General features: G+C 46.2%; 22 protein-coding genes and 1 tRNA gene. 14 read left to right on the top strand and 9 right to left on the bottom strand.

Annotated features, from left to right (window positions below):
• The first annotated feature begins 24 nt into the window (after positions 1 to 24).
• Positions 25 to 816: a hypothetical protein gene (locus D3H65_RS16635; protein WP_119051385.1), complete on the top strand. Its 792-nt coding sequence runs from the start codon at positions 25 to 27 to the stop codon at positions 814 to 816.
• 415 nt (positions 817 to 1,231) lie between these two features.
• On the opposite strand, the gene D3H65_RS16630 is transcribed toward D3H65_RS16635, so the two are convergent.
• The 6 genes from D3H65_RS16630 to D3H65_RS16605 form a co-directional block, all read right to left on the bottom strand.
• Complete coding sequence (locus D3H65_RS16630) at positions 1,232 to 3,019, bottom strand: NACHT domain-containing protein (RefSeq protein ID WP_119051384.1); 1,788 nt, start codon at positions 3,017 to 3,019, stop codon at positions 1,232 to 1,234.
• 103 nt (positions 3,020 to 3,122) lie between these two features.
• Positions 3,123 to 3,196, bottom strand: a tRNA-Met gene (locus D3H65_RS16625).
• A gap of 413 nt (positions 3,197 to 3,609) precedes the next feature.
• Positions 3,610 to 4,806, bottom strand: a complete 1,197-nt coding sequence (locus D3H65_RS16620) for a pyridoxal phosphate-dependent aminotransferase (protein WP_119051383.1) — start codon at positions 4,804 to 4,806, stop codon at positions 3,610 to 3,612.
• Between the two features lie 171 nt (positions 4,807 to 4,977).
• A complete protein-coding gene (locus D3H65_RS16615) occupies positions 4,978 to 5,424 on the bottom strand; it encodes an SET domain-containing protein (RefSeq protein ID WP_119051382.1) in 447 nt (148 codons plus the stop codon).
• Between the two features lie 108 nt (positions 5,425 to 5,532).
• Positions 5,533 to 5,979 (bottom strand): DUF1573 domain-containing protein, encoded by a 447-nt coding sequence (locus D3H65_RS16610; protein WP_119051381.1) that lies wholly within the window; start codon positions 5,977 to 5,979, stop codon positions 5,533 to 5,535.
• Positions 5,980 to 5,993: 14 nt separating this feature from the next.
• Positions 5,994 to 6,437, bottom strand: a complete 444-nt coding sequence (locus D3H65_RS16605; protein ID WP_119051380.1) for a DUF1573 domain-containing protein — start codon at positions 6,435 to 6,437, stop codon at positions 5,994 to 5,996.
• Between the two features lie 142 nt (positions 6,438 to 6,579).
• Here D3H65_RS16605 and D3H65_RS16600 point away from each other — a divergent pair, with 142 nt between their 5' ends.
• The 5 genes from D3H65_RS16600 (at position 6,580) to D3H65_RS16580 (ending at position 13,446) form a co-directional block, all read left to right on the top strand.
• A complete protein-coding gene (locus D3H65_RS16600) occupies positions 6,580 to 8,973 on the top strand; it encodes an alpha-ketoacid dehydrogenase subunit alpha/beta (protein ID WP_119051379.1) in 2,394 nt (797 codons plus the stop codon).
• A 16-nt stretch (positions 8,974 to 8,989) separates the two neighbouring features.
• Entirely contained in the window at positions 8,990 to 9,610 is a 621-nt protein-coding gene (locus D3H65_RS16595) for a trimeric intracellular cation channel family protein (protein WP_119051378.1), read from the top strand.
• Positions 9,611 to 9,652: 42 nt separating this feature from the next.
• Entirely contained in the window at positions 9,653 to 10,450 is a 798-nt protein-coding gene (locus tag D3H65_RS16590) for a PhzF family phenazine biosynthesis protein (protein WP_119051377.1), read from the top strand.
• Positions 10,451 to 10,558: 108 nt separating this feature from the next.
• Positions 10,559 to 10,876, top strand: coding sequence for a hypothetical protein (locus tag D3H65_RS16585; protein WP_119051376.1), 318 nt, complete (start codon positions 10,559 to 10,561; stop codon positions 10,874 to 10,876).
• 218 nt (positions 10,877 to 11,094) lie between these two features.
• Complete coding sequence (locus D3H65_RS16580) at positions 11,095 to 13,446, top strand: ABC transporter permease (protein ID WP_119051375.1); 2,352 nt, start codon at positions 11,095 to 11,097, stop codon at positions 13,444 to 13,446.
• Between the two features lie 137 nt (positions 13,447 to 13,583).
• Here the strand turns inward: D3H65_RS16580 and D3H65_RS16575 are convergent, their stop codons facing one another.
• From D3H65_RS16575 to D3H65_RS33425, 3 genes are all read right to left on the bottom strand, one after another.
• Positions 13,584 to 14,306: a YebC/PmpR family DNA-binding transcriptional regulator gene (locus tag D3H65_RS16575; protein ID WP_119051374.1), complete on the bottom strand. Its 723-nt coding sequence runs from the start codon at positions 14,304 to 14,306 to the stop codon at positions 13,584 to 13,586.
• Between the two features lie 161 nt (positions 14,307 to 14,467).
• The gene (locus tag D3H65_RS33430) at positions 14,468 to 15,514 is read right to left on the bottom strand and encodes an amino acid permease (protein WP_262707686.1); all 1,047 of its coding nucleotides are present in this window, start codon (positions 15,512 to 15,514) and stop codon (positions 14,468 to 14,470) included.
• On the bottom strand, positions 15,499 to 15,954 hold the full coding sequence (locus D3H65_RS33425) for an amino acid permease (protein ID WP_262707685.1): 456 nt from the start codon (positions 15,952 to 15,954) through the stop codon (positions 15,499 to 15,501). Before D3H65_RS33425 ends, D3H65_RS33430 begins: the two co-directional genes overlap by 16 nt.
• 195 nt (positions 15,955 to 16,149) lie before the next feature.
• Here D3H65_RS33425 and D3H65_RS16565 point away from each other — a divergent pair, with 195 nt between their 5' ends.
• The 8 genes from D3H65_RS16565 to D3H65_RS16530 all read left to right on the top strand — a co-directional run bounded on the left by D3H65_RS16565 (position 16,150) and on the right by D3H65_RS16530 (position 26,145).
• Positions 16,150 to 17,412 (top strand): dicarboxylate/amino acid:cation symporter, encoded by a 1,263-nt coding sequence (locus D3H65_RS16565; protein ID WP_119054544.1) that lies wholly within the window; start codon positions 16,150 to 16,152, stop codon positions 17,410 to 17,412.
• Between the two features lie 108 nt (positions 17,413 to 17,520).
• Entirely contained in the window at positions 17,521 to 18,282 is a 762-nt protein-coding gene (locus D3H65_RS16560; RefSeq protein WP_245999517.1) for a DedA family protein, read from the top strand.
• A 6-nt stretch (positions 18,283 to 18,288) separates the two neighbouring features.
• Positions 18,289 to 19,509 carry an MFS transporter gene (locus D3H65_RS16555; protein WP_119051373.1) on the top strand — a complete coding sequence of 407 codons (1,221 nt, stop codon included), beginning with the start codon at positions 18,289 to 18,291 and terminating at the stop codon, positions 19,507 to 19,509.
• A gap of 15 nt (positions 19,510 to 19,524) precedes the next feature.
• A complete protein-coding gene (locus tag D3H65_RS16550; RefSeq protein WP_119051372.1) occupies positions 19,525 to 20,514 on the top strand; it encodes a glycosyltransferase family 9 protein in 990 nt (329 codons plus the stop codon).
• Between the two features lie 12 nt (positions 20,515 to 20,526).
• Positions 20,527 to 21,951 (top strand): S41 family peptidase, encoded by a 1,425-nt coding sequence (locus tag D3H65_RS16545; protein WP_119051371.1) that lies wholly within the window; start codon positions 20,527 to 20,529, stop codon positions 21,949 to 21,951.
• A gap of 55 nt (positions 21,952 to 22,006) precedes the next feature.
• Positions 22,007 to 23,086, top strand: coding sequence for an Ldh family oxidoreductase (locus D3H65_RS16540; protein WP_119051370.1), 1,080 nt, complete (start codon positions 22,007 to 22,009; stop codon positions 23,084 to 23,086).
• Positions 23,087 to 23,336: 250 nt separating this feature from the next.
• Positions 23,337 to 24,650, top strand: coding sequence for an aspartate kinase (locus D3H65_RS16535; RefSeq protein WP_245999516.1), 1,314 nt, complete (start codon positions 23,337 to 23,339; stop codon positions 24,648 to 24,650).
• Positions 24,651 to 24,912: 262 nt separating this feature from the next.
• The gene (locus D3H65_RS16530; protein WP_162915668.1) at positions 24,913 to 26,145 is read left to right on the top strand and encodes a carboxypeptidase-like regulatory domain-containing protein; all 1,233 of its coding nucleotides are present in this window, start codon (positions 24,913 to 24,915) and stop codon (positions 26,143 to 26,145) included.
• Positions 26,146 to 26,169 lie beyond the last annotated feature (24 nt).

The following is a 26,169-nucleotide window of genomic DNA, read 5'->3' as shown; positions in this document are numbered from 1 at the left end:
CACTAAACCCCCAACCACTCCTGTATGCGTTTCCTTGCCTATGTATTGTCTGGTTTATTGGCAGCCTGCCAGGCGCCCTCCATTCAACCAACAAAAGGAAGTACAACAGCCGGCACAACGAAAGAGGCCGTCAAGCCCGGTGTACCTGCTGTTAAACCACCCTATCTTGTCGCAGACAGTGTAGTGATCTCGATACCAGGTGATTCGCCTTATGTGTATACTGCGGAGGAATTCAATGATATCGTTAATAATTTTCCAACCCTGTACGATAGCTTTCCCGAGCATCCGGATATTTCTTATGCACAGAGTGGCCAGTTCAGGAGCTTCGTGGATAGTATGGGCCGGGAAAAAACGATCTCCTTCAGCAGTGAGGTGGGCAAAGATCAGTATCATGTGCTGTATGCTTATTTTTTAAAGAAGCTGCATGGAGAGGCCGTACTCAATGGTAAAAGAGATACACTGGTCAGTATTTACCGGCACGTCAACAGGATTTTCGGTGAGCTTAAAGGCGGGGGCACTTATTTTGGTCATCAGTATTACCGGATATTGGGATACGCAGAGTGGGGCCTGCATCAATATAAATACTATTATGAAGCGCTTGGCAGCAAGTATAGTATCGCCGGGCAAAAAAGATTGTACCTGGCTTTGTTGCGCCGGAAGATCGATGATGAACTGTCAACGAGCTATGATATAACTACAGAAAACAAAGCCACCCTGCGGAAACAGATGGCCCAAACTGTTGCTGAACTGGATAGCCTTATCACAGATATTTTCTACCTGGACAAAACCACGGAGTTTCAATATTCCAGTTATTAGCTGCTCTACGGGACATACAGTTTCAAAAAGGCAGATATAGTATTAGCGAAACCAACGAAAGTGCTCGATTTTGACCGGCTGTGAACACATTAATTAAATCTTGAGGTATGATTAAGCGTTGATACTCAATTGCTAATTGCTGAAATAGATACATGTCTGCAAATCTTACATTTTATGTTAGATTTGCAGACATGATCCAGAGACGACTTGAATCACGCATCAAAGAAGCCTTAAGCTCATCAGTAGCCTATATCCAGCGGAAGATTATCATCTTGTTAATTAAGGGGCCGATAAAAAGTAAGCCCGAATTATCCGGGAAAAGATGCGGTGGCTTATTATTACATATTATTTGTGAGCGCTCTTCATGAATATAATCTTTGATTAAAGTTTCCTGTCACTGTCTATTTTATGATGCTTAAATACCAAGTATCTCATCAATGTTCTCTTTTTCCCGTTGTATTTCGTTTTGTAGTTCTATAATTTTGTTATCAATGGATTTCTTAAATGATTTTATTACATCCACGATATTAAATTTAATCAAAATTGGTAGTGTTTCTTCGTCGATTTCCAAGTGAGACATCTTTGAGTGAGGGGATTTAGCTCGGACCTTCTTGTAAATTTCTAATAGTTCATTTTGGGCACCAGATCTCTCTGGAAAAAGAAATAAATTTTTGTGGTCGTAGATGTTAAAAAAATCAATAATTGAGTTGTAAAAATTAGAAGTTCGATATATCCCGATTCGCTTTACTTCTGTTTTTAAATCTGAAAGTTCGATGGGCAATAAACTGGGGTCTATGATCTTAAAAAATACATCCAGTAATTTCTTGTCATCTTTTTGTGTTAATTGTTTCTGAAATTTTTTTAACTGTGGGATTAAAAATTTTGAGGTAAACGTTGTTTCGTCAAGCTCTTTACATAAACTCCAGAAATTAAAGCTATTGTCAGTGCTTGATTCTCGAAGAGTATTCGATAAATTCTTATAAGCTATCCCTCTTTTGTCTGATGGAAGCCTGCTTATGAATAAGGCTGTAAAATATTCTTGCATTGAACGATGTGGAAATTGATATTCGAATCCATCTAAAATTAGAATGGATATTGAAGTTCTAAGGTCATAAATTAAATCATCAACTTTGAAATCTTTATCAGTTGTAGCTTTTACCTTAGAAAGGGTGTCAGATAAATATTCAGTCGTAAAAGTATATTTACCCTCCAAAAGAGAAATGTAACAAAAAATACTTAATATTTTTTCGAAATCATCTCTTTGCAGTTTAGTTATTTTCTCCCTTGGAAAACTATTTTTTGTAATCCCATCATGCCTTGAATAAAGAGTATCGTAAACGTTTCTGTAGAAAGAACTTTTTCTATTTGGTATTTCTGGGTGACTCTCAAATGCTAGTATAAACATTGATAATAATAAAGGATTGCGTAGATATTCTGTATAGTTATTATTTTTAGGGTCGTTGATTAATTTTACAATCCTTTCTTTACGTTCCTGCGCTGTAACAATTTTTTCAATAAACCCGTTTATATCATTATCATTTAACTCACGTACTTTGAAGTCATAAAAGCGAGGAAAATTTTCAATCCCACTACCAGGACGGGTAGTAATAAGGAATCGATTTTTAGAATAAGAGTCGACAAATAATTCAATTTGCCTATTAATTTCTTGTTTTTTATCTGTGAAAATCTCGTCATAGCCGTCTAAAAGGAATAAAAACTTTCCGCTTTCCAATGTTCTTTTAAACGTATCGTCACTGGGCTTAATTTTTGATTTTATTATTTTTTCGGCAATTAGTTTTTCAAAATCCCCGTTGTATTCGTTTAGATTGCGTAATTCAATTAGAATTGGAATCCTTATACCTTTTTTAAGAATGTTTAGAAATATATATTTCATTAAAGTCGTCTTTCCACTACCCGCTGAACCAACTAATGTAATATTTTTGTATTCATCGAATAAGTCAATAAGCTCTTCAAAATCTGTAGTAAGATTTTTATATGTTGCTTTAATTGGATAGTAAATGTCTTTGAATTTTACTTTTTCACTTCTATGAATGAAGGTATTGGTGAAATAATATTTTTCCGTTTGTGATTGTAAATATTCTGTGATTCCAATGTCGAAGAAGTGTTTCCATTCGTTACTTAAAGTCCTAAAACTATTTATTACAGGAGTAATTAGGTTGGTTACTTCAAATTTTGTATCCATGATTTTTGTTATTTAATTATGGAATTCTATTTTACGAGGTTGACATAAGTGAAAGGCATTAAATTAAACAAAAAAGGCCTCACTTTCGTGAAGCCTTTCCGTGTACCGAGGACGGGAATTGAACCCGTCACCTCAGGGTTATGAATCCTGCGCTCTAACCAACTGAGCTACCTCGGCAAATGTTCCATTTGGTATCCGGGAAGGGAGTTGAACCCCTTATTGGTTTCCCGGTGGAGTTGAAGGGAATCGAACACCAATCCAGACTTTCCCTTTTCCACCCGCCCCGGCCCCTAAGGGCTTAAAACGGGCTGCAAAAATAGCTAAAATCACCTTTCGGCAAAAACTTAATTGAAAGAAAGTCAAAAAGATCGGAAGGACGGCCTACCCGTAATACAATACGCCCCCGAAATCCCTACACATTGGCAATCTGGCCTTTAGAGCCGAAGGAAGTACCAGGCTGCCCACCCAAAAACAATGGCGCCATTAGCCAGCCAGATCCTTATAAGAAAAATCCCAGACCGCCGCCATAGGCAAGTCCGGGATCACCATTATCTAAACAGCCCACATGGGGCCTGAATACGCTTGTGTTCTTATCCTTTCCTTCCAGGATACACTTTCAGCGCCGCTTCCAGGCAATCCATTGCCTTATTCAGATCATCTACATTCAGCACATAAGCCAGTCGCACTTCATTCAAACCAAGCCCCTTGGTGCCATAAAAACCCGTAGCAGGGGCCAGCATCACTGTTTGTTTGTCGTGTGAGAAAGATTCCAGCAACCACTGACAAAATACATCTGCGTCATCGATCGGCAAGCGTGCAATGGCATAAAAGGCACCACCGGGATTAGGACAAAATACCCCCGGCATAGCATTCAACCGGCTCACCATCAGATCACGCCGTTTCTTATACTCCGCTTTGGTAGCATCAAAATAATCCTCTGGCAGGTCTACCGCCGCCTCACCCAGTATCTGGGCAAAAGAAGGCGGACTCAACCTGGCCTGGGCAAACTTCATCGCCGTATCATACACTTGCTTATTGCGGGTCACAAGGGCGCCAATACGACCGCCACAGGCGCTATAGCGCTTGGAGATCGTGTCCATTAATATTACATGGTCATCAACTCCTTTCAGGTGCATGGCGCTGATGTGCTCGCCTTCATAGCAAAACTCCCGGTACGCTTCATCGGCAAACAGGTAGAGGTTATGTTTTTTGATGATCTCTTTCAGCGTTTCCATTTCCTCCCGGCTATAGAGGTAGCCCGTAGGATTATTGGGATTGCAAAGTACAATGGCCTTTGTTTTCGGACCAATCGCTTTCTCAAATTCGCTGATAGGTGGGAGGGCAAAGCCCGTTTCAATATGGGAGGTGATGGGCTTTACGATCACATCCGCTGCTACCGCAAATCCATTGTAATTGGCATAAAAAGGCTCCGGGATGATCACTTCATCACCTGCATCCAGGCAGGCCATAAAACCAAAGAGGATGGCTTCTGATCCACCCGTAGTAACAATGATCTGCGTATGATCAATTTCAATACCTCTGGAATGGTAATACTGCACCAGCTTGCGGCGATAGCTTTCATTGCCCGCGCTATGGCTGTATTCCAGCACTTTAAAATCGGCATGGCGCACAGCATCCAGCGCCGCCTTGGGCGTTTCAATATCCGGCTGACCAATATTGAGGTGGTACACTTTAACACCTTTCTTCTTAGCTGCTTCGGCATACGGAACCAGCTTACGGATGGGAGAAGCGGGCATCGTTTGCCCGCGATGACTGATAGTTAACATGGCGCAAAAGTAAAGGATTTCGAATTTAGGATGTAGAATTTTGGATGGCTGCTGCGATCTGTTCAACGTAATGAATACAGGCTGATCAACCTTGAAAATTCAGCAACTTTTAAGTTAGAGGGCTTGAAAAAAATGCGGAGCAATTCTAAATACTAAATTCTGCATTCGTAATCAAATAAACCCTTTACAATTCCGGGCGCCGCACTGGCAGGGTAACTTTCCATCATGGTGCGTTTCTCCATAATTGCAGGTCAGCTCCTCATTTACTTTTATAGGTCGTAAAGCATAGAATTCCACCCGGCGGTGCGTAAGGCGCATATACGTATTGGGATCGCAGGAGTGATTGATATAACGCAGCTCATTGCTGTTCACAGAAGCATTCAGTGCCTCCCCGTTGTCAAACTCTACCATCGCCACCCGCTTGGTCCGGGCCGTAATACGCCGGGCTTCCCGGATCGTAATGATCACCCCGCCCAGGTCGCCGATCTTCCGGCGGGCAGGAATGCGCTGCAGCGCATAGGCCCCCTGGCCATCGATCTGGCTTTTGCCCACTTTAATGGGGAAGAAAACCCGGTATTCCGGGGTAATAAGCGGCTTTTTCGAAGAAGCTGAAGGCATGCGTAGAATATTAATGGTCGGCAAATCTACAGGATATCAATGCTTTATAAGCAAAAAAAATCCCCACAGCTGATGCTATGGGGATACATATCAATGAATTATAGAGAATTATTTGCTTTTCTTAGCGCCTTTTTCTTTTTCGTACTTGGCATAATCCACTTCATTCAGCACCTCACCAGTGATCTTGATCTCCAGAGGAGTATCGATACCAGCAACTTTAACAGTGATGGGCTTGGTGAAAGTACCTAAAGTGGCAGCATTGAAACCGGCAGTGATCTTGTCTTGCTTGCCTTTTGCGATAGGAGCTTCAGGCTTTACGGGTGTAGTGCAGCCGCAGGAAGCTACAGCCGACTCAATAACGATGGGCTTATTGCTGGCATTGGAGAAAACAAAGTCGTAGGTTACTGGCACACCTTGTTTGATCTTGCCAAAATCGTGTACGATTTCTTTGAATTTAACTACATCGGCAGCTTTTTGACCGGCTGCAGAAGGTGATTGGGCAAACATGGTTGCTGATAAGAACAAGGCGCTAACTGCCAATACAAATTGTTTCATATTCAATTGTTTTTTTATTGTTTTAGTAAAGATAAGGACGCATTTGCAGGCGCAGAGGTTGCGGGCGCCTTATAAACATTTCCTGAAATGACGATCGTTTTTGTTTGATTATTGTTATACACAATAGTTACCGTTTTGTTGAACGGACCCTCCGCAGCGGCATTATACCCTACCTTAATGCTGGCGGTAGCGCCGGGTTGGATCGGTTCGCGGCTCCATTCGGGAGTGGTACATCCGCAGGAAGCCTGCACATTGTCCAGCCGCATGACCTCCTTGCCCGTATTGGTCACCTCAAATACATGGGTCACCGGGCGTCCCTGGCCTATTTTACCGAAGTCAAAACTGGTTTCTTTCAAAGCCAGTACCTCGGGGACCGCGGATTTGGAATCGGGCGTGTTTTGCGCCTGGGCGGCCGTGGCAAAACCTGCTATGAGTAAAACTGTTATCCATTTTTTCATACTGCTCAGGATTTGGTTTGTGAACCCTTCAAAATTACATTTTTAACGTACTTGCAGGTAATTAATTTTTGACCTAATGACAATTTTTTAACATCCCGCAAAAACCGGCTCAACGGGGGCATATTATTAATACTTTTGAGTTATGGAAAATACGATTCACAACCCATTGCTCACCAGCGAGAAGCTTTCTTTCGACAAGTTCAGGGAAGAAGTGCTCCGGGACTACCGGATGGCCTGTGAAAGCCGGGAAGTCAGCCTTATGGGCCGGAAAGAGGTGCTTACCGGGAAAGCCAAATTTGGCATTTTCGGCGATGGTAAGGAAGTTGCCCAGATCGCTGTCTCCAAGTTTTTCAAAAATGGTGATTTCCTGTCGGGGTATTACCGCGATCAAACCCTGGCTTTTGCTACCGGGCAGGCTACCCTGGAAGAGTTTTTCGCCCAGTTGTATGCCGATCCCAACCCGGCCAATGACCCCCATAGCTCCGGCCGCCAGATGAACTCCCATTTCGCTACCCCCAATGTAGACAGCAATGGAGAGTGGCTCGACCTCGTGAATCGTAAAAATATTGCAGCTGGTATGGCGCCTACCGCCGCCCAGATGCCCCGCTCCCTGGGATTTGCCCTTGCCTCTACACTTTTCCGCCATTCCGGTGTTTTGCAGGATATGCACGAACTGAGCGATAATGGCAACGAAATATGTTTTTGCACCATCGGTGATGCATCTACCTCCGAAGGCCATTTCTGGGAAACCATCAATGCCGCCGGTGTATTGCAGGTGCCCCTCGCCGTATTTGTATGGGATGATGGCTACGGTATTTCCGTACCCCGAAAATACCAGACTACCAAAGGCTCCATTTCAGAAGCCTTGAAGGGCATGCAGAAAAAAGACCATACCAATGGTTTTGATATTTATAAACTCAAAGCATGGGATTATGCCGGCATGTGCGAAGTGCTGGAAACCGCCATTCAAAAAATACGCGACACCCATATACCCGCCTTATTCCATGTGGAAGAAGTAACACAGCCACAGGGACATTCTACCTCCGGCAGCCATGAGCGTTATAAATCTCCTGATCAGCTCGAATGGGAACGCGAATGGGATGCCAATAAGAAAATGAGGGAATGGGTACTCGAAAATGAACTGGCCAGTGAAGATGAACTGTATGAAATTGAAGTAGCGTCTAAAGAACTGGTGCGTGAAAATAAGAACCGCGCCTGGGAAAAATACATTGCCCCCATCAAACAGCAGGTGGCCCATTGCGTAGAATTGATAGATGCCCTCATCAGGCAGGGCCTGGACGTGCACGGCGATATGGAGAAAGCCAAACATGAACTGGTCATCAACCGTGAGCCCCAGCGCAAAGATGTGTTGCATACCCTGCACCGCGTGATCAGTGCTGCCGGCGACACTACTGCCGTCAATGAAATAAAAGCATTGTATGCTTCCCTCAAACAGGAAGGATATAATTCTTACAGTAGCTTTCTCTACGATGAAAGTCCAAAGAGCCCCTTATTGGTAGAAGCAGTACCTGCTACCTACGCATCAGATGCGCCCATGACCAATGGCTACGAAATACTGAATAAGTATTTTGACGCCCTCTTCAGCAGCAATCCCAAAGTATTGGCCTTTGGGGAAGACGTAGGTAAGATCGGCGATGTGAACCAGGGCTTTGCCGGTTTACAGGCCAAATATGGCAATCACCGCATCTTTGATACCGCTATCCGCGAGCTCACCATCATGGGGCAGGGCATTGGCCTGGCCATGCGTGGCTTGCGTCCCATTGCAGAAATACAATACCTCGATTACTTATTATACGGCCTGCAACCATTGAGCGATGATGCGGCCAGCCTGCATTGGCGTACCAAAGGACGGCAAAGCTGCCCGCTTATTGTACGTACACGCGGTCACCGCCTGGAAGGCATCTGGCACAGTGGCTCTCCCATGGGAATGATGATCCATTCCCTGCGTGGTATGCACATTTGCGTTCCCCGCAACATGGTACAGGCTGCCGGTATGTACAATACCTTACTGGATGGAAATGATCCTGCCATTGTAGTAGAATCCCTCAACGGTTACCGCCTCAAGGAAAAATTGCCTGCCAACCTGCTCGATTTCCGCGTACCCCTGGGTGTACCTGAAATAGTGCGGGAGGGCACTGATATCACCGTGGTATCCTATGGTTCCACCCTGCGCATTGCCCAGGAGGCTGCCGTAGTGCTGGAAAGATCCGGCATCAGTTGTGAGATCGTAGACGTTCAAACCCTGTTGCCTTTTGATATTCACCATCATATTCTGGCTTCCCTGAAGAAGACCAATCGCATTGTGTTTGTAGATGAAGATGTGCCCGGCGGTGCCTGCGGTTACATGTACACCGAAGTAATGGAAAAGCAGGGTGGTTACCGCTGGCTCGATGTATCTCCGCGTACGATCACGGCAAAGGCCCACCGCCCCAGCTATGGCAGCGATGGCGATTATTTCAGCAAGCCCAACCTGGAAGAAATTGTAGATGTTATCAGGGAAATGATGGCAGAGTAAATGTGCCTTTTTTCTCATGGACTATAGCTTCCTTAACATTATTGATATCCTTGGTACCATTGCTTTTGCAGTATCCGGTGCATTCTCTGCTATGGAGCGAAAGCTGGATCCCTTTGGCGTGGTCATCCTGGCATTTGTGACCGCCATCGGCGGGGGTACCCTGCGCGATGTGCTGATCGGCAATACACCGGTAGCCTGGCTTCGTAATGAGATGACCGCCACCGTCATTCTTGCCACAGCCTTCATCACTTTATTCTTTGGCCGTTATGTGAAGCAATTCCAAAAAACATTGTTCCTTTTCGATGCCCTGGGATTGGGGGTATTCACCCTCATTGGTATGGAGAAAGGATTGCGTATGCAATTGAGTCCCGGTATCTGTATTGCTTTGGGTACCATCACTGCCTGCTTTGGCGGTGTCATTCGTGATGTTTTGCTCAACAATGTACCCCTGATCTTTCAGCGCGAAATTTATGCTTCTGCCTGTATATTGGGTGGCAGTCTTTACCTGCTGTTGCAGAAAACCGGGCTATCCAATGATTGGAATACCATTATCGCCATACTCACCATTGTATTGATCCGTATCATTGCCATGCGTTATAAGCTTATGTTGCCGCGGGTGTATGAGAACAGGATGTGAGTGGGGAATGAAATTTATTTTTACCATCAAGACCATCATACTATGAAACTTACGCTTTACCAGGTAGATGCTTTTACCGATAAACTCTTCGGCGGTAATCCTGCGGCCGTGATCCCTTTACAGGAATGGATCAGCGATGAGTTGATGCAACAACTAGCCTTGGAAAACAACCTCAGTGAGACTGTATTCTTTGTTCCTGCCGGCGGCACCGATGAGTATGATTTTCATATTCGCTGGTTTACCCCTGCCGCAGAGATCAATTTGTGCGGCCACGCCACCCTGGCATCCGCCTGGGTATTGTACCATATACTGGGTTATGAGAAGCCCACCATCCGTTTCCATTGTTTAAGTGGCTTGCTCACCATTTCCCGCCAGGGGGATATTATCAGCATGGACTTTCCCGCCTGGAAACCACAGCCTTTGAAAGACTTTCCGGCCGATCTGGCCGTGGCCCTTGGTTTTGTACCTTTTGTGAATGTGTATAAATACCGTGACTTCCTGGTGGAACTGGAAAACGAAGAAGCCGTGCGTAATTGCCAGCCCGATTTTGTACGGCTTAAGAGGATGGGAGAGAAAGCCATTATCACGGCAAGGGGTGTTGAAGTGGATTTTGTATCCCGTTTCTTTGCGCCCATCGTAGGTATAGATGAAGACCCCGTAACCGGGTCAGCCCATTCCCAATTGATTCCCTATTGGGCAGAAAAGCTGGGAAAGACTAACTTGCGGGCGAAACAGCTATCCAGGCGTGGCGGTGATTTGTGGTGCGACTACCTGGGCGAGCGGGTGACCATTGCGGGCAAATGTGTGTTTTTCATGAAAGGAGAGATCAACCTGAAATAGACCTGTCAGGTTTTGGGAGATCGCTGCTTTTAATTTTACAGCTTGTTGAAATTAGACAGGTCTGCCTATACCTTGCAACTTAAACCAGACAGATCAAAATTAGTATACGTGTTAACAGCCAAAGAAAAGCGATTTATCAAGTATTGGGAAGAGCAGCGTACAGGCGGCAGATGGTCTTATTTTGCCTTGTATATTCCCATAGGCACCTTTCTCTGCAGTATCATCACCGCTTTCCTTTTTTCCATGATGTCCTCTGTAGGGCGTGAATATTTTGTTTCCGTAGCAGTGGTTAGTGCAGTGATGTCTGTTGTCATCACCATCCTTACATGGAGAAACAATGAAAAGAAATTCAAGTCCATCATTCGCCGTGAGGTGAAAGATGGCCAGGCGCATGATGCACAACCTTCCGATGAAAAGGTCCTCTGAGGCAATCCCTTTTTTGAATAACAAGAATAGTTTGGGCCATTTACGCTGGCTCTGCATTCCCTTCTCCCCGGATGAAAGCGTACAATACCTGTATCACAAACGAACAGATTGACAGCACATTAACTACATAGTTTGTTGTAGGTCAGTACTTCAGGAGCTTGGCATATTTTTTAGCGTCGTTATAAGCCACCTATTCTTCATCCTGAAAGCTTTTCCGCATGTTTATCACTACAGCCCTCAGAAATATTCGCCGGAATTTCAGTTATACCTTTCTTAATGTTTTTGGTCTTGGTTTAGGCGTTGCTACCTGCCTGGTCATTTTCCTGGTAGTGCGCAATGAGCTCAGTTACGACAATTACCACAAAAAAGCTGATCGTACTTACCGGGTAACCCTCAATGCCATTGATTTTAATCCGAGTGTATCTATGGCCATTGCGCCCGCCATGCGTTCCGACTTTCCCGAATTGGAGATATCCCAATCCTGGTTTCGCTATGGTGGCATGGTAAAAATTGGCGAGCACCGGTACAATGAAAAGGGCTACTTTTTTGCCGATCAGCAGTTTACCAGCATATTCGATTTTCAGTGGATGGCAGGAAATGCCCGTACTGCTTTGACAGCTCCCAATACCGTGGTGCTCACAGAAAGCATGGCAAAGAAATACTTTGGTAAGGAGAATGCCATGGGACAGGTGATCCGGCTCGACAATGCATACGACCTGAAGGTGACCGGCATCATCAAAGACCAGCCTGCCAATACACATATTCCTTTTTTGTTTCTTGTTTCTTTCGAGACACTGGCCAAGGAATTGGAACCGGCCGGTATGAACTTCTATGCCATCATGGGCGGCACTACCTATATCGTGGTGCCTGAACATTATGATGTGGATCAGTTAAGAAAGAGGATACCTTCTTTTATTAAAAGCCATTGGGGGAATGATATTGCCAAAGATGCAAGATTGCCGCTGCAACCCATGTTGGATATCCACTATGATACCCGCTACCTGGGCGGTGGTGCCAGTCCTACCGTTTCAAAAAATTCTTACAAAGCGTTGGGAGCAATTGGCCTGCTCATCATCATCATAGCTGCCATTAATTTTATCAACCTATCTACTGCCCAATCTATCAAACGGGCCAAAGAAGTAGGCGTGCGCAAGGTACTAGGCGCAGATCGTCGCCAGCTGATACGCCAGTTTTTGGGTGAAACCTCGGTCCTTGTATTGGTGGCCGTAGTGCTGGGCACCCTGGCCGCCTCATTGTTCTTATCCAAAGCAACTGACTGGCTGGAAATAAATATCGGACCAGCAGCGCTTGCCGATCCCGTAGTGATGCTGTTTATTGGAGGCCTTACCTTACTCCTGATATTGCTGGCGGGCGTATACCCGGCTTTTGTACAATCTGCTTTCAATCCCATATCCGCATTTAAGAATATGAGGGCACCGGTAGTGCGTGGTTTTTCTCTTCGCAAAAGCCTGGTGGTGGTGCAATTTGTGATCTCACAGCTGCTCATCATCGGTACCTTGGTAGTAGCCTGGCAAATGGACTTTTTCCGCAACCAAGACCTTGGCTTCAACAAAGAGGCTGTGGTTTCCTTTCCACTGCCCGACCGCAGCAAACGGGAGATCATCCGGCAGCAACTGGCCGCTGATCCCGGCGTAAAAGAAATGAGTTTTTCTTCCGGCGCGCCAGGCTATAGCAATAATTTCGCGCCTTTTTCAGCACCCGATCGCGGCCTTGATAAAGATGATGTTACGGAACTCAAGTTCATTGATGAACATTATACTACTATGTTTGGAATTAAGCTGTTGGCAGGCGCGGGCCTTGTACCCTTGCAAGGAGTGGACACCCTGAATCAGGTGCTGGTCAATGAAACGCTGATCCATAAACTAGGTATACAAAACCCACAGGAGGCCATTGGCGCTCGCTTTAAAGGAGTGGGCCGTACATTGACCATTAAAGGAGTAGTTCAGGATTTTCAAAGTGAAAGCAAACACAAGTTGAGACGCCCGGTTATCTTAAGGTACAATGCCGACCGCTTGTACGACGTGAGTGTAAAATTGCAGTCCGGCAATATGGTGAAGACCATGGCCCGCATCGATAAAATGTGGTCCACTATGTTTCCCGAAGAATTATTCGAATACGAATTTCTGGACGACCATATTGCCAACTTCTACAGGCAGGAACAAAAACTCTATACCGCTTTCAGGTTATTTGCCGGTATTGCCATCCTCATCGGATGTCTGGGACTATATGGTCTCATCGCTTTTGCAGCCATCCAGCGTACTAAAGAAGTGGGTATCCGCAAAGTGCTCGGCGCTTCCATGACCAGCATTGTGTACCTGTTCTCTAAAGAGTTTATCTGGCTTATTGTGATCGCGTTTTGTATTGCAGCCCCCATTGCTTATTACATGATGGACAACTGGCTGCAGAACTTTGCTTATCATATCAGCATTGGCGTGGGCGTATTCCTGCTGGCAATAGCAGCCTCCTTTATTATAGCCGGCCTTACTATTGCCACCCAAACGATCAAAGCAGCAGTGGCCAATCCGGTGAAGGCATTGAGGAGTGAATAGGGGAGAATATAGAATTTAGAATACAGAATTCAGAAGAATACACTTTTGCTTAAATAACGAAGGCCGTAAGCAGTTTGCAGTAGCAAATCCTTACGGCCTTCTTCTGTATTCTAAATTCTGTATGCTGGATTCTCTTCCTATGCCAGGTTATGGAACACTTTCTGTACATCCTCATCCTGCTCCAGCTTATCTACCAGTTTCAATACGTCCTGGGCTTGTTCTTCTCCCAACTCTACCGGTGTACCGGGTATCCATTCCAATTCGGCACTGATGGGGGTGATGCCTTTTTCTTCCAACGCTTTTTGCATATTGCCGAAATCGGTAAAGCCCACGCGTACTACCAATACTGTTTCGCCATTCTCGCCCGTACCTTCACCCAGCTCTTCCAGGCCGAAGTCGATCAGTTCCAGTTCCAGGTCATCCAGGTTAAGGCCTTCGGGCTTTAATTTGAAAACCCCCATTTTCTTAAACTGAAAACTTACACTGTTGCTATTGCCCAGTGTACCGCCGCCCTTGTTGAAGATCGACTTCACATTGGCAACCGTACGTACGTGGTTATCCGTGGCTGTTTCTACCAGGATGGCTACCCCGTGCGGACCATATCCTTCGTACAGGATCTCCTCATAGTTCTCCATTTCCTTGCCCTGCGCCCGTTTGATGGCCGCTTCTACGCGGTCCTTGGGCATGTTCACGCTCTTGGCATTCTGCATACACCGGCGCAGGGCAGGGTTGGTATGCGGGTCGGGACCACCGGATTTCACGGCAATGGCGATTTCCTTTCCAATGCGGCTAAACTGTTTGGCCATTTTGTCCCAGCGGGCAAACATGGTAGACTTACGAACTTCAAATATCCTACCCATAAGTTATTTATTACTGATTACGAATATTTTATGATGGTTATGGTCCCCCTAAGACAGGCGGGTCAGACCGCTTCAGGGCTGCAAAAATAAAACATGCCGCTGGCATAAAAAAACGTCCCGGGGGAGTTCCGGGACGTTTTTGTTATCTGAACAGAGTCAATTTATAAGTGATTGAGCTTACTATTCTTCTTGCTGTAGGTGAAGTAGATCACCAGACCAATGATCATCCAGGCGAGGGCTGTCAACTGAGTGACATGATCGAGGGAAATGATCATCGCGGTACAAACCAATACACCCATGCTGGATACGAAAGGTACAGCCGGTGTTTTGAATGGACGTACCACTTCAGGGTTCGATTTACGCATGATCCACACCCCAATGCTCACCAGTACAAAGGCGAAGAGGGTACCGATGCTGGTCAGGTCTCCTGCCAAACGGCCGGGAACAAAACCTGCAAAAGCGCCTACAAAGAGGAACAGGATCAGGTTTGATTTATAAGGAGTCCTGAATTTAGGATGCAGGTCCGCAAAAACCTTGGGCAGCAGGCCATCATTACTCATAGAGTAGAATACACGGCTCTGGCCAAGCAGCATCACCAGGATCACGGAAGAGAAACCTGCCAGGATGGCGATGGTTACCAGCGTTTCGAGCCATTGGTGATCGACCATATAAGTTTTAATGGCATAAGCTACAGAAGCTTCTCCACCTTTATTTTGGAAGTCGGTGAACGGAGCTACACCGGTAAGTACCCAGGAGAACAGTACATAAAGGATGGTACAAACAACCAGTGAACCCAGGATACCGATGGGCATATCGCGTTTGGGATTCTTCGCTTCCTGTGCCGCAGTAGATACGGCATCGAAACCGATGAAGGCAAAGAATACGATCGCAGCACCGCGCAATACCCCCATGAATCCGTGATTGAAGGTGGGCGCATAGGAATAATGCGTACCGTCGGGCAGGATGGCATCCGGATGGTCGGCAGGGATGAAGTAAGGCACATGGTTCTCAGGCCTCATATATTGCCAGCCGATCGCAATAAAGACCAGTACGATGGCTACTTTCACGAATACGATGATGGCATTTACGATCGCTGATTCTTCCGTTCCTTTGATCAGCAACAGCGATAACAACAACAGGATCAGCAGGGCAGGTGCATTGAAGATACCGGTATGCAGTACACCACTGGCGTCTATAGCAGACTCCATTGGCGAGTGGCACCATTCATATGGTATTGCCCCCCCAACAAATTATTTAGATATTCACTCCAGGCAATAGATACAGTAGCAGCGCCCAATGCGTATTCCAGCACCAGCGCCCAGCCGATGATCCAGGCCACTACCTCGCCCATCGTAGTATAAGCATAGGTGTAGGCACTCCCTGCAATAGGGATCATGGAAGCAAACTCAGCATAGCACAAACCAGCAAAAGCACAACCAACAGCTGCAATGATGAATGAAATGGTAACGGCCGGGCCGGCATGTCCACCCGCAGCAGCTGCCGTCCGTACAAACAAACCGGCGCCGATGATGGCGCCAATACCGAGGGCTACCAGGTTACCGGCGCCAAGGGTTCGCTTCAGTCCTTTCTCTGAATCGGCTGCCTGGGCCAGAAGAGCTGTTAATGATTTTTTTCTGAACAAACTCATACAGTTGGTTATAGTTTATGATGTGACCAATTAGGGTAAATAAAGGCGGAAAGATAAGGATTTATTAATTCCAACAATTTTAAAATCGGCCATCGGAAAGACTTTGGGGCCAGTGGTAGCACAGGTTACGTGGAGCCATTGTTTTTTGCCTTTATATCTTATATTGCAGGCTATTACCCAATAAGAAATGCCTTCATGAAGAAAAACAGGCTCACGCTTTATATTCTGATCGCAATGGCGCTCGGCATCCTCGTCGGATACATTGTGCACGATTTCAGTTCCCCTACCTTTATTAAGAGCTTTTCTAAAAATATCAACCTGCTCGGAAAGCTATTTATCCGGTTGGTACAGATGATCATAGCACCCTTGGTATTCTCAACCCTGGTAGTAGGTATTGCTAAATTGGGTGATATGAAGGCCGTTGGCCGGGTAGGAGGCAAAGCACTGTTATGGTTCATCTCTGCCTCCCTCGTTTCCCTGCTGGTAGGACTGGTATTGGTAAATACCTTCCAGCCCGGGCATTTTATTGACCTTTCCCATGCTGATACGGAAGGAGTAAAAGACCTGATGACCAAAAATCAGGAGTTTTCTATAGAAAAGTTCGTAGAACATATTGTCCCCCGCAGTGTCATTGAGGCAATGGCTACCAATGAAATATTGCAATTGGTAGTATTTAGCATATTCTTTGGCGTGGCCATGACCGCCCTTGGCGATTATGGGAAACCGCTCATCAAGGCCCTCGACATTGTAGCCCATGTGATCCTTAAAATGGTAGGCTATGTAATGAATGTAGCCCCCCTGGGTGTTTTTGGAGCCCTGGCCGCTGTAGTGGCAGTAAAGGGACTGGAGATCTTTAAATTCTATATTGTATACTTCCTCTTCTTCTTGTTGGGCATCCTCATTCTCTGGATAATATTGTTAAGTGTGGGATACCTGATATTAGGGAAGCGCACTTTTCACCTCATCAGGCGTATCAGCAGTCCGCTGCTCATTGCCTTCGGTACCACCAGTAGCGAAGCCGTATTCCCCAAGCTTACTGAAGAGTTGGAACGCTTTGGATGTAAGAACAAGATCGTTTCTTTCATACTTCCCCTGGGTTATTCCTTTAACCTGGATGGAAGCATGATGTACATGACCTTTGCCAGTCTGGCCATTGCCCAGGCTTACAAAGTGCCCCTCGATCTGGGTACACAGATTACCATGTTATTGGTGCTGATGGTGACCAGTAAAGGAATAGCGGGCGTGCCAAGGGCCTCCCTGGTGGTAGTATTGGCCACCTGTTCCATGTTTGGCATTCCGCCCGAAGGAGTTGCCCTGATCTTACCAATTGACCATTTTTGCGATATGTTCCGTACAATGACCAACGTGGTGGGCAATGCACTGGCCACCAGCGTCGTTAGTAAGTGGGAAGGAGAATTGGGGCCGGAACAGATAGACGATGTGGCTGCGGCCGCGTAATATAATACCAGCTTCGAGCTGTGAGCAGCGAGCTACGAGCCTTTGGTTTTAGCTCGTAGCTATTAGCTCGAAGCTCGCAGCTTTTCTAAATACCTAATCTTACGTAGTATGAGTTTGCTGGACATGATCTTACTGGATTTTCACTGGAAACAGCTATTAAACCCTCAGTTTTATATAGAGAATGGCGGATTATGGTTGCTGTTGTTTGTAGTGTTTGCCGAAACAGGATTGTTCGCCGGGTTCTTTTTGCCAGGTGATTCCCTGTTATTTGTAGCCGGTATCTACGCCCATGAAGGGGAAGGCGGCAAACCAGGTATCACTTATGAATTATTGAACCTGATCGGCCTGGGCCAGATACGCAATGAATGGCTCGACCTCATCATCCTGTGGCTGCTGATCTCTCTCATGGGTATTTTGGGTAATATGTTGGGTTACTGGACCGGCCGGAAAATAGGCCCCGCCATGTACCATTGGAAAGACAATATGCTGTTCAAAAAACACTACCTCCACCAGGCCCATGAATTTTATGAGAAAAGAGGCGGCAGTGCCATTGTGATCGCCCGTTTCCTGCCCATCATCCGCACCTTTGCCCCGATAGTAGCCGGTATTGTGCAAATGGAAAAAAAGAAGTTCACCTATTATAATATTATCGGTTGCCTGGCCTGGGTATTCAGTATGGTCTTTGCCGGTCACTTTCTCCAAAAATGGATCCTGTCACAATTTGGGTTCGACCTGAAAGAGCACCTCGAAGTGATTGTAATTGGTATCATATTGGTCACTACGGCCCCCGTACTGTATAAATTATTCTTTGGAAAGAAGAAGACCGGAGAAGAAACGATACTTCCACCTACCAACCAAAAGCCTGAATAAATTGCTATGCAACAGAAACCTGCTTCTGTTTTTAACATTGCTGTCATTGTCGCTGCCCTTGGATATTTTGTAGATATTTATGATCTGCTGCTGTTTGGTATTATCCGGGTACCCTCTCTCAAGTCGCTGGGCTTAAATGATGCCCAGATTGCCACCGATGGCCTTTTCATTATCAATGTTCAAATGCTCGGATTACTGTTTGGCGGCATCTTCTGGGGTATATTGGGCGATAAGAAAGGACGATTGAAAGTCTTGTATGCTTCTATCATTCTCTATTCATTGGGAAATATCGCCAATGGATTTGTACAGAATGTAAACCAATATGCTACCATCCGGTTTATTACCGGTTTCGGCCTCGCCGGAGAACTAGGCGCCGGTATTACCCTTGTTGCTGAATTACTGCCCAAAGAAAAAAGGGGTATCGGTACTTCACTGGTGGCGGGTATAGGCCTTACCGGTGCTGTGGTAGCTTTCTTTTTCAAAGAGATGTTCGACTGGCGCACCTGCTATTTCATTGGCGGCGGATTGGGTTTTGCCTTGTTATTATTGCGCGTAGGCGTATTGGAGTCAGGCATGTTTAAAAGCATACAGGAATCCAATGTTGCCAAAGGTGATATCCGGATCCTCTTTAATAATGGTAAACGCCTCCGGAAATATTTATGCAGTATCCTTATTGGCCTGCCTACCTGGTATGTGATTGGTATACTGGTCACCTTTTCCAAGGAGTTTGGTGAGAAAATGAACCTGCAAGGGAAAGTGGATCCCGGCAAAGCCATCATGTTTGCCTATGCCGCCATTTCCCTGGGTGATATTGCCGTGGGCTTCATCAGCCAATGGTTTAAGAGCCGCAAAAAAGCATTGTACCTGTTTTATACATTAACTGCTTTTGGTATTGCCTGGTATTTTACCCTCGAAGGTAAATCCACAGCTTCCCTGTATGCGGCCTGCGCACTACTGGGCTTTGGTACCGGCTTCTGGGCCATCTTTGTGACCATGGCCGCCGAACAGTTTGGCACCAATATCCGCGCCACCGTGGCAACCACTGTGCCCAATGTAGTGCGTGGTGCGCTGACCCTTGTATCCTTATTATTTGTAAGCATGCAGTCTTCCCTGGGTTATGTAACAAGCGGTTTGGTGACGGGTATTGTAGTCATGGTGATCGCCATCACTGCCGCCATCCTTTCTGAAGAAACGTTCCACAAAGACCTCGATTATGTAGAAAAATAAAGGACCTTCGCATCCATGAAATTCCTCATCATCCGTTTCTCCTCCATCGGTGACATCGTATTGACCACACCGGTTGTGCGTTGCCTGAAAAAACAGGTGCTAACGGCTGAGGTGCATTACCTTACCAAACCTTCCTTCAAGGCGGTAGTAGCTTCCAATCCTTATATCGATAAAATACATTACCTGCAGGATGATTTCGATGCTATGATCGCCTCCCTGCAGCAGGAAGATTTTGATTATGTGATCGACCTGCACCACAACCTGCGCACCCTGAAGGTAAAACGGGCCCTGGGCAAGCAATCCTTTTCCTTCAATAAGCTCAATATACCCAAGTGGCTGCTCACCAACTTTAAGGTCAACAGGATGCCCGATGTACACATCGTAGACCGTTACCTCGCTACCCTCCAATCCTTTGGTATCCGCAATGACGGGGTAGGCCTGGATTATTTTATTCCCGAAGAAGACAAAGTAAAAGAAAGCGATATTCCCACAGCCCATCATGCCGGTTATATCGGTGTGGTGATCGGCGCGGCACTCAATACCAAAAAGTATCCCCTGGATAAACTGAAAGCCCTGTGTGCTTCCATCCAACACCCCATTATCCTGTTGGGAGGCAAAGAAGACGCTGCCCAGGGCGATACCATTGCCGACACCGACAAGGTGAAGATCTACAATGCCTGCGGCAAATTCAACCTCAATGAATCCGCCGACCTGGTGCGGCGGGCCAAGCTGATCATTACCAATGATACCGGGCTCATGCACATTGCTTCCGCATTCAATAAACCCATTATTTCCATTTGGGGCAATACCGTACCCGAATTTGGAATGTATCCCTATATGCCTGGTAAGCCACAGTTATTTGATATCATGGAGATAAAGGACCTGTCTTGCCGGCCCTGTTCCAAAATAGGCTACAACAAATGCCCAAAGAAGCATTTCAAATGTATGAACCTCATTAAGCCCGAAGAGGTGCTGGCAAAAGTGAATGCACGTTTGGGAAGATAATAAGATCAACCAATGGAAAAATCAGTTGTATTGGTATTGCTGCTCTGCTTTTGTAATCCTTTTCTTTTTGGACAATCTACGCAGACATTTACTCCCCGTGAAATGCGTGAGGATATTGATACACTGATCAGCTTTATTGAAACGGCACATCCCAATCCTTATTATCGGTATCCAAAAACACAGTTCTACAAAGAGGCTGCTGCTATCAAAAACAAGTTGAACAAGCCCCTTGACCTCATTGATTTCTATTTGCTGGCCGAACCACTGCTCACCCGCTTGGAAGATGGTCATACAGATTTCAGCATTCCAATGGCTGCCTATAATAAAAAAAATCCCTTTGTACTTCCTTACAAGTTCAGGCTTTCACCAGACAAACCTTATATCCGTTGTGAAAGGGCCTATCGTTCTATTACGCCTGAACTTCCCGATGGTGCTCTCATTATCAGCATCAATGACATCCCCGCTAAAAAAATAGTGGACGATGTGATCCGGCTTAATGCAGGAGAGACCAGGACATTCAGGGCCGAATTTGGGGGTACTAATTATTTTGAGTTCTACCTGGAGAAATTATACCACGCCAATGGCTTGTACAAGATAAGGTTCAGCAAGGGGGCAGCAATACATACCATCACTATAAAAGGTATCAGGCAGGATGTATTGAATAAGCAATTGCAGCGTTACAATGATTCTGTGGAACGGGTAAAACCAGAACATAATACCAACTATTCCCTGCAATTATTGCCAGCAGAAAAAGCGGCCATTATCAGTTTCCTGGAATTTGATGACCTGGACGAATGTAAGGTATTCATTGATTCAGCTTTTGGAATATTGAAAAGCAGAGGTATTGAATACCTGATCATCGATATCCGGGAGAACGGTGGCGGAGATTCTGATATTGGCGATGAACTGATGCAATACATTGCTCGCCAACCTTTCCGGCAATATGACAGTGTATTGGAAAAGCATAGTCAGTTATTGAAGCAAAGACTGCTGGCACACCGGAAGAACAGGACGCTGGATAGTGCAGACAAGGCTTTCCTGAACAAACCCAATGGTGTATTCAATACAACTCTTTATCAGAATACACCCCTGCGCGACAATCCCCTGCGGTTTACCGGTCACCTGTATCTATTGACAAGCCCTTACACCTTTTCCTCTGCTGCAGATTTTGCCCAAATGTTCAGGCACTATCAGCTGGGTACCATTATCGGTGAGGAAACCGGTGGCCTGATCATTAGTTATGGTGATATTGTTTCGGCAAGCCTTCCACATACCGGCCTGCAAATTACTATTTCCAGTAAGCTCTATTATAATGTGGGCAGCAGGAAGAATGACTGGAAGGGAGTGGTTCCTGATAAAATAATACCTTCCGGTAAGGCAATGAGTCTGGCTCTGAAGCTGATCAGGCAATCTAAGACCGTCACTGGCAGTAATTAATTAATATTTTCGAATATTGCGATAGAGAAACCAATATCAAATTTCAAATCAGAACATGTCAGAAAGAATATATCCTTACCAACAGTTATTCAATTTTACCAAAGCTGTGTTTCAGCAGATCGGATGTACTGAATCTGATGCCGCTATGGCCACCAAAGTATTGTTGTCTGCCGATCTGCGTGGGGTCGATTCTCATGGTGTGGCCCGCCTTAGCGGCTATGTGCGCTTGTGGGAAGCCAACCGTGCTAATGCAAAGCCTAATGTGCGCATCATTCATGAAACCCCTTCCACGGCGGTCGTCGATGGCGATGCCGGCCTGGGCCTCGTAGTAGCGCCTTTTGCCATGCAGGTGGCCATCGATAAGGCCAAACAGGTGGGTACCGGTTGGGTGAGTGTTCAAAACAGCAACCATTTCGGTATCGCGGGCTACCATGCCATGATGGCACTGGAGCATGATATGATCGGCATAGCTATGACCAATGCCAGCGCCCTGGTAGCGCCCACCTTTTCAGTAGAAAGACTCCTGGGTACCAATCCCATCTGCGTAGCCATTCCGGCAGGCGAGGAACCAGCTTTTGTAGCCGACCTGGCCACCACCACCGCTGCCAACGGCAAATTGGAGATATTGCAGCGCAAGAGCAAGGAAACCCCTACCGGCTGGGTACAGGACAAAGCCGGCAATCCTTCTACCAATCCCCATGAACTGAAATCCGGGGGCGCCTTACTACCCCTGGGCGGCGACCGGGAGCATGGCAGCCATAAAGGATATGCCCTCGGGGCTGTGGTCGATATCTTCTCCGCCGTATTGAGTGGCGCCAATTATGGCCCCTGGGTACCGCCTTTCCCCGCTTATGTACCCATGCCTACCGATATGCCGGGCAAAGGTATTGGACACTTTTTTGGCGCTATGCGCGTGGATGCTTTCCGCCCCGCAGCTGATTTTAAATTCCATATGGACAAATGGATTGGCCGTTTCCGCAGCGCCACACCCGTAGCAGGAGAAGAACAGGTACTGATCCCGGGTGATCCGGAGCGTGAAATGGAAGCCAACCGCCTGAAAGCAGGCATCCCCTTGCTCAATTCTGTGTCGGAAGACCTTATATTGCTGGGCGAGAAATTTGGGATACGACTTTGATTCCGAATGTAGTATTTAGGATTTCGAATTGCTTATGACCGGACAGTTATTAATATTTTCAACCTTACAGGTAGACTAAAAGGTACAATAGGCTAAGGTCCTTGCAGGATATTGCGTCTAAAGGATCTTAAATCCTAAATCCGGGATCCGAAATAGCATCTTCCCTTATCTTTGCGCCTGCCTTGCAAAAATTATTTTCCCACTTAAACATTCCGCCAGTAGCGGAACAGGAGAGTAAACCATGAAAATTATGAAATTCGGCGGTACCTCAGTAGGTAAGCCGGAGCGTATGCATCAGGTGGCAGAATTGATCACTAAAGATGCAGAGTCTAAGATCGTAGTGTTGAGCGCCCTCAGTGGTACAACCAATGCACTGGTGTCTATCGGAGAGTCGATGGCTGCCGGAGACCGTGACAATGCCAAGCAACAAATTGAAAAGCTGGAAGCTCATTACCAGGCATTTATCCGCGAACTGTTGAAGACAGATGCGGCCCTCAATAAGGCGAAGCATATTGTTGCTGAGCATTTCGAATTCCTGACCATCATCCTCAAAATATCATTCAGCGAAGCCCTTAGCAAGGATATCCTGGCACAGGGCGAGCTGCTTTCTACCAAGCTCTTCAGCGTATACCTGGAAGAAAAAGGCATTGACCATGCCTTGCTGCCAGCCCTGGAGTTCATGAGTATCGACATTCACGACGAACCGCAGGTAGCTGCTATTAAAGCAAAACTGCTGCCCATATTGGATCAACATAAGAACAAGAAGATATTCATTACCCAGGGATATATCTGCCGCAACGTACGTGGTGAGGTGGACAACCTCAAACGTGGTGGCAGCGATTATACCGCTTCATTGGTAGCCGCTGCTGTGAATGCTTCCGTATGTGAAATATGGACCGATATCGACGGCATGCACAACAATGATCCACGGGTGGTGAAAAAGACCTTGCCCATCGAGCAATTGAGTTTTGAAGAAGCGGCTGAGCTGGCTTACTTCGGCGCTAAAATATTACACCCTACCTGTATATGGCCGGCGCAGCAACAACGCGTGCCCGTAAAGCTCCTGAATACCATGCAGCCCGAGGCTGGTGGTACCGTCATCACCCAGGAAGCGGGTTCAGTAGGTGTGAAAGCCGTAGCTGCCAAAGATGGTATCATTGCCATCAATATCAAGAGCAGCCGTATGCTGCTGGCTTATGGTTTCCTGCGCAAGATATTTGAGGTGTTTGAAAAATACCGCACCCCCATCGACATGATCACTACTTCCGAAGTAGCTGTATCTGTTACGATCGACAGTGGTACACACCTCAAAGCCATCGTAAAAGAACTGGAGCCATTCGGTACCATTGAAGTGGAAGACAACCATACCATCATTTCTGTAGTGGGTAACGAAATTGCTCAAACGCAAAATGTATTGAGCAAACTGTTTGAAGCATTGACACCCGTACCCGTGCGCATGGTGAGTTATGGCGGCAGCAAACACAATGTGTCCTTACTGCTTCCTTCTTCCTATAAAACACAAACATTACAATTATTGAATAAGGGATTGTTTGGACTGGAGTAAAGTTGAAGTATACAATACCACGAATAGGGTATTGTATGGTAAAATTATCCTATTGGAAGTGGGCAGGCCCATTAAAATTGCCTAAATAGGAGGGTTTCTTAACCTATAATTAACTGCTCCCAAACTTGTTTATTATCTTAGCCGGTGTGAATACATACCGGCTTTTTTGTGTACGCCCGGTATACCACCGGGCCAGGCGCCAAAAGGGGTGATTATCTTATCTTATCGTATATCATTGAGAAACAAATTGAACATTGCTTGTTTGACAGTTTGGTTGCTGTTATGTACCCTCTCTGGCCTGGCGCAGGGCAATAACCGTATTACAGGTACCATCATCAATGCCACCACCGGTGTTCCCATCGTGAGCGCCAGTATCTTTATCAGTAATACGTCAAGAGGTACCACCAGCAATGGTGTCGGTCATTTTTCCCTTACTGATGTTCCGCCCAAAGGCTCTTTTGAGCTCGTTATATCCTCCATTGGTTTTACCACCCTTGTATATCCTTTTTTTGCCGATTCATTACCATTGACACTCACCGTGAAGCTGAAACCCAAAGTAACGGAGCTGGAATCGGTGGTAATTGAGCCCTGGGAAAAAGATGGCTGGGCAAAATGGGGCCGTTTGTTTACCGAAAGCTTCATTGGTACCATGGATGCTGCCCGTCAATGCACCATCAAAAATTATAAGGCACTTCGTTTCCGTTATTCCAGGAAGACCAACACCCTCATTGCGGTGGCCGATGAACCATTGATCATCGAAAACCGGGCGCTGGGATACCGCATACAATACCAACTGGAAGACTTTATTTACAATATGAAGGAGCGTACCTTACTCTATGTGGGCTATACCTTGTTTGAGGATATGGCGGAAGACCGCAACCGCATTCCTCGCCGCTGGCAGGTAAGCCGTAAACATGCCTATGAGGGGTCCATGTTGCACTTCATGCGTTCCTTGTATACCAACCAGTTGGCCAGCGATGGATTTGAAGTGCAACGTATGGTAAAACAACCCAACCTGGAAAAGGAACGCGTAAAGAAAGAATATGCCGCTTTGTGGAGAAGAAATATAGGCACCGGTTCCAGGATCGTGATGGGCCGGGGTGACTCTGTTTCCGTGGTGGGTGATTCTTCCGCTTATTATTCCCGCATTCTCCGGCAACCCGATTTTATTGATGTGATCAATCCGCGGTTGCTGCCAGCAGATAGCATTGTTGTCCGGAATGACTCCTCCCGCATTATGAATTTCCCGGATTACCTGCACATCACTTTCAAAAAAGGCCTCGAAGAGGAGGAATACCTGAGGCGATTTGGTGAGATGCGCAAGCCCTGGCACCCCCGTTCTGATATCGTGCTGTTGAATGGAACACCGGTCCTCATTGAGGCTTCGGGTTCTTACTTCCCCCCACAAGAGCTTTTCTCTTTAGGTTATTGGGCCTGGACTGAGAAGATAGCGCACATGCTGCCTGTTGATTTCAACCCCGTAACCCTTAAATAAAATGCCGGGCAATTACCCGGCACA

Source organism: Paraflavitalea soli (genome assembly GCF_003555545.1).
GTDB lineage: Bacteria > Bacteroidota > Bacteroidia > Chitinophagales > Chitinophagaceae > Paraflavitalea > Paraflavitalea soli.
Note: the sequence above shows the minus strand (reverse complement) of the source record. Positions and strands in the feature narration are given on the sequence as shown.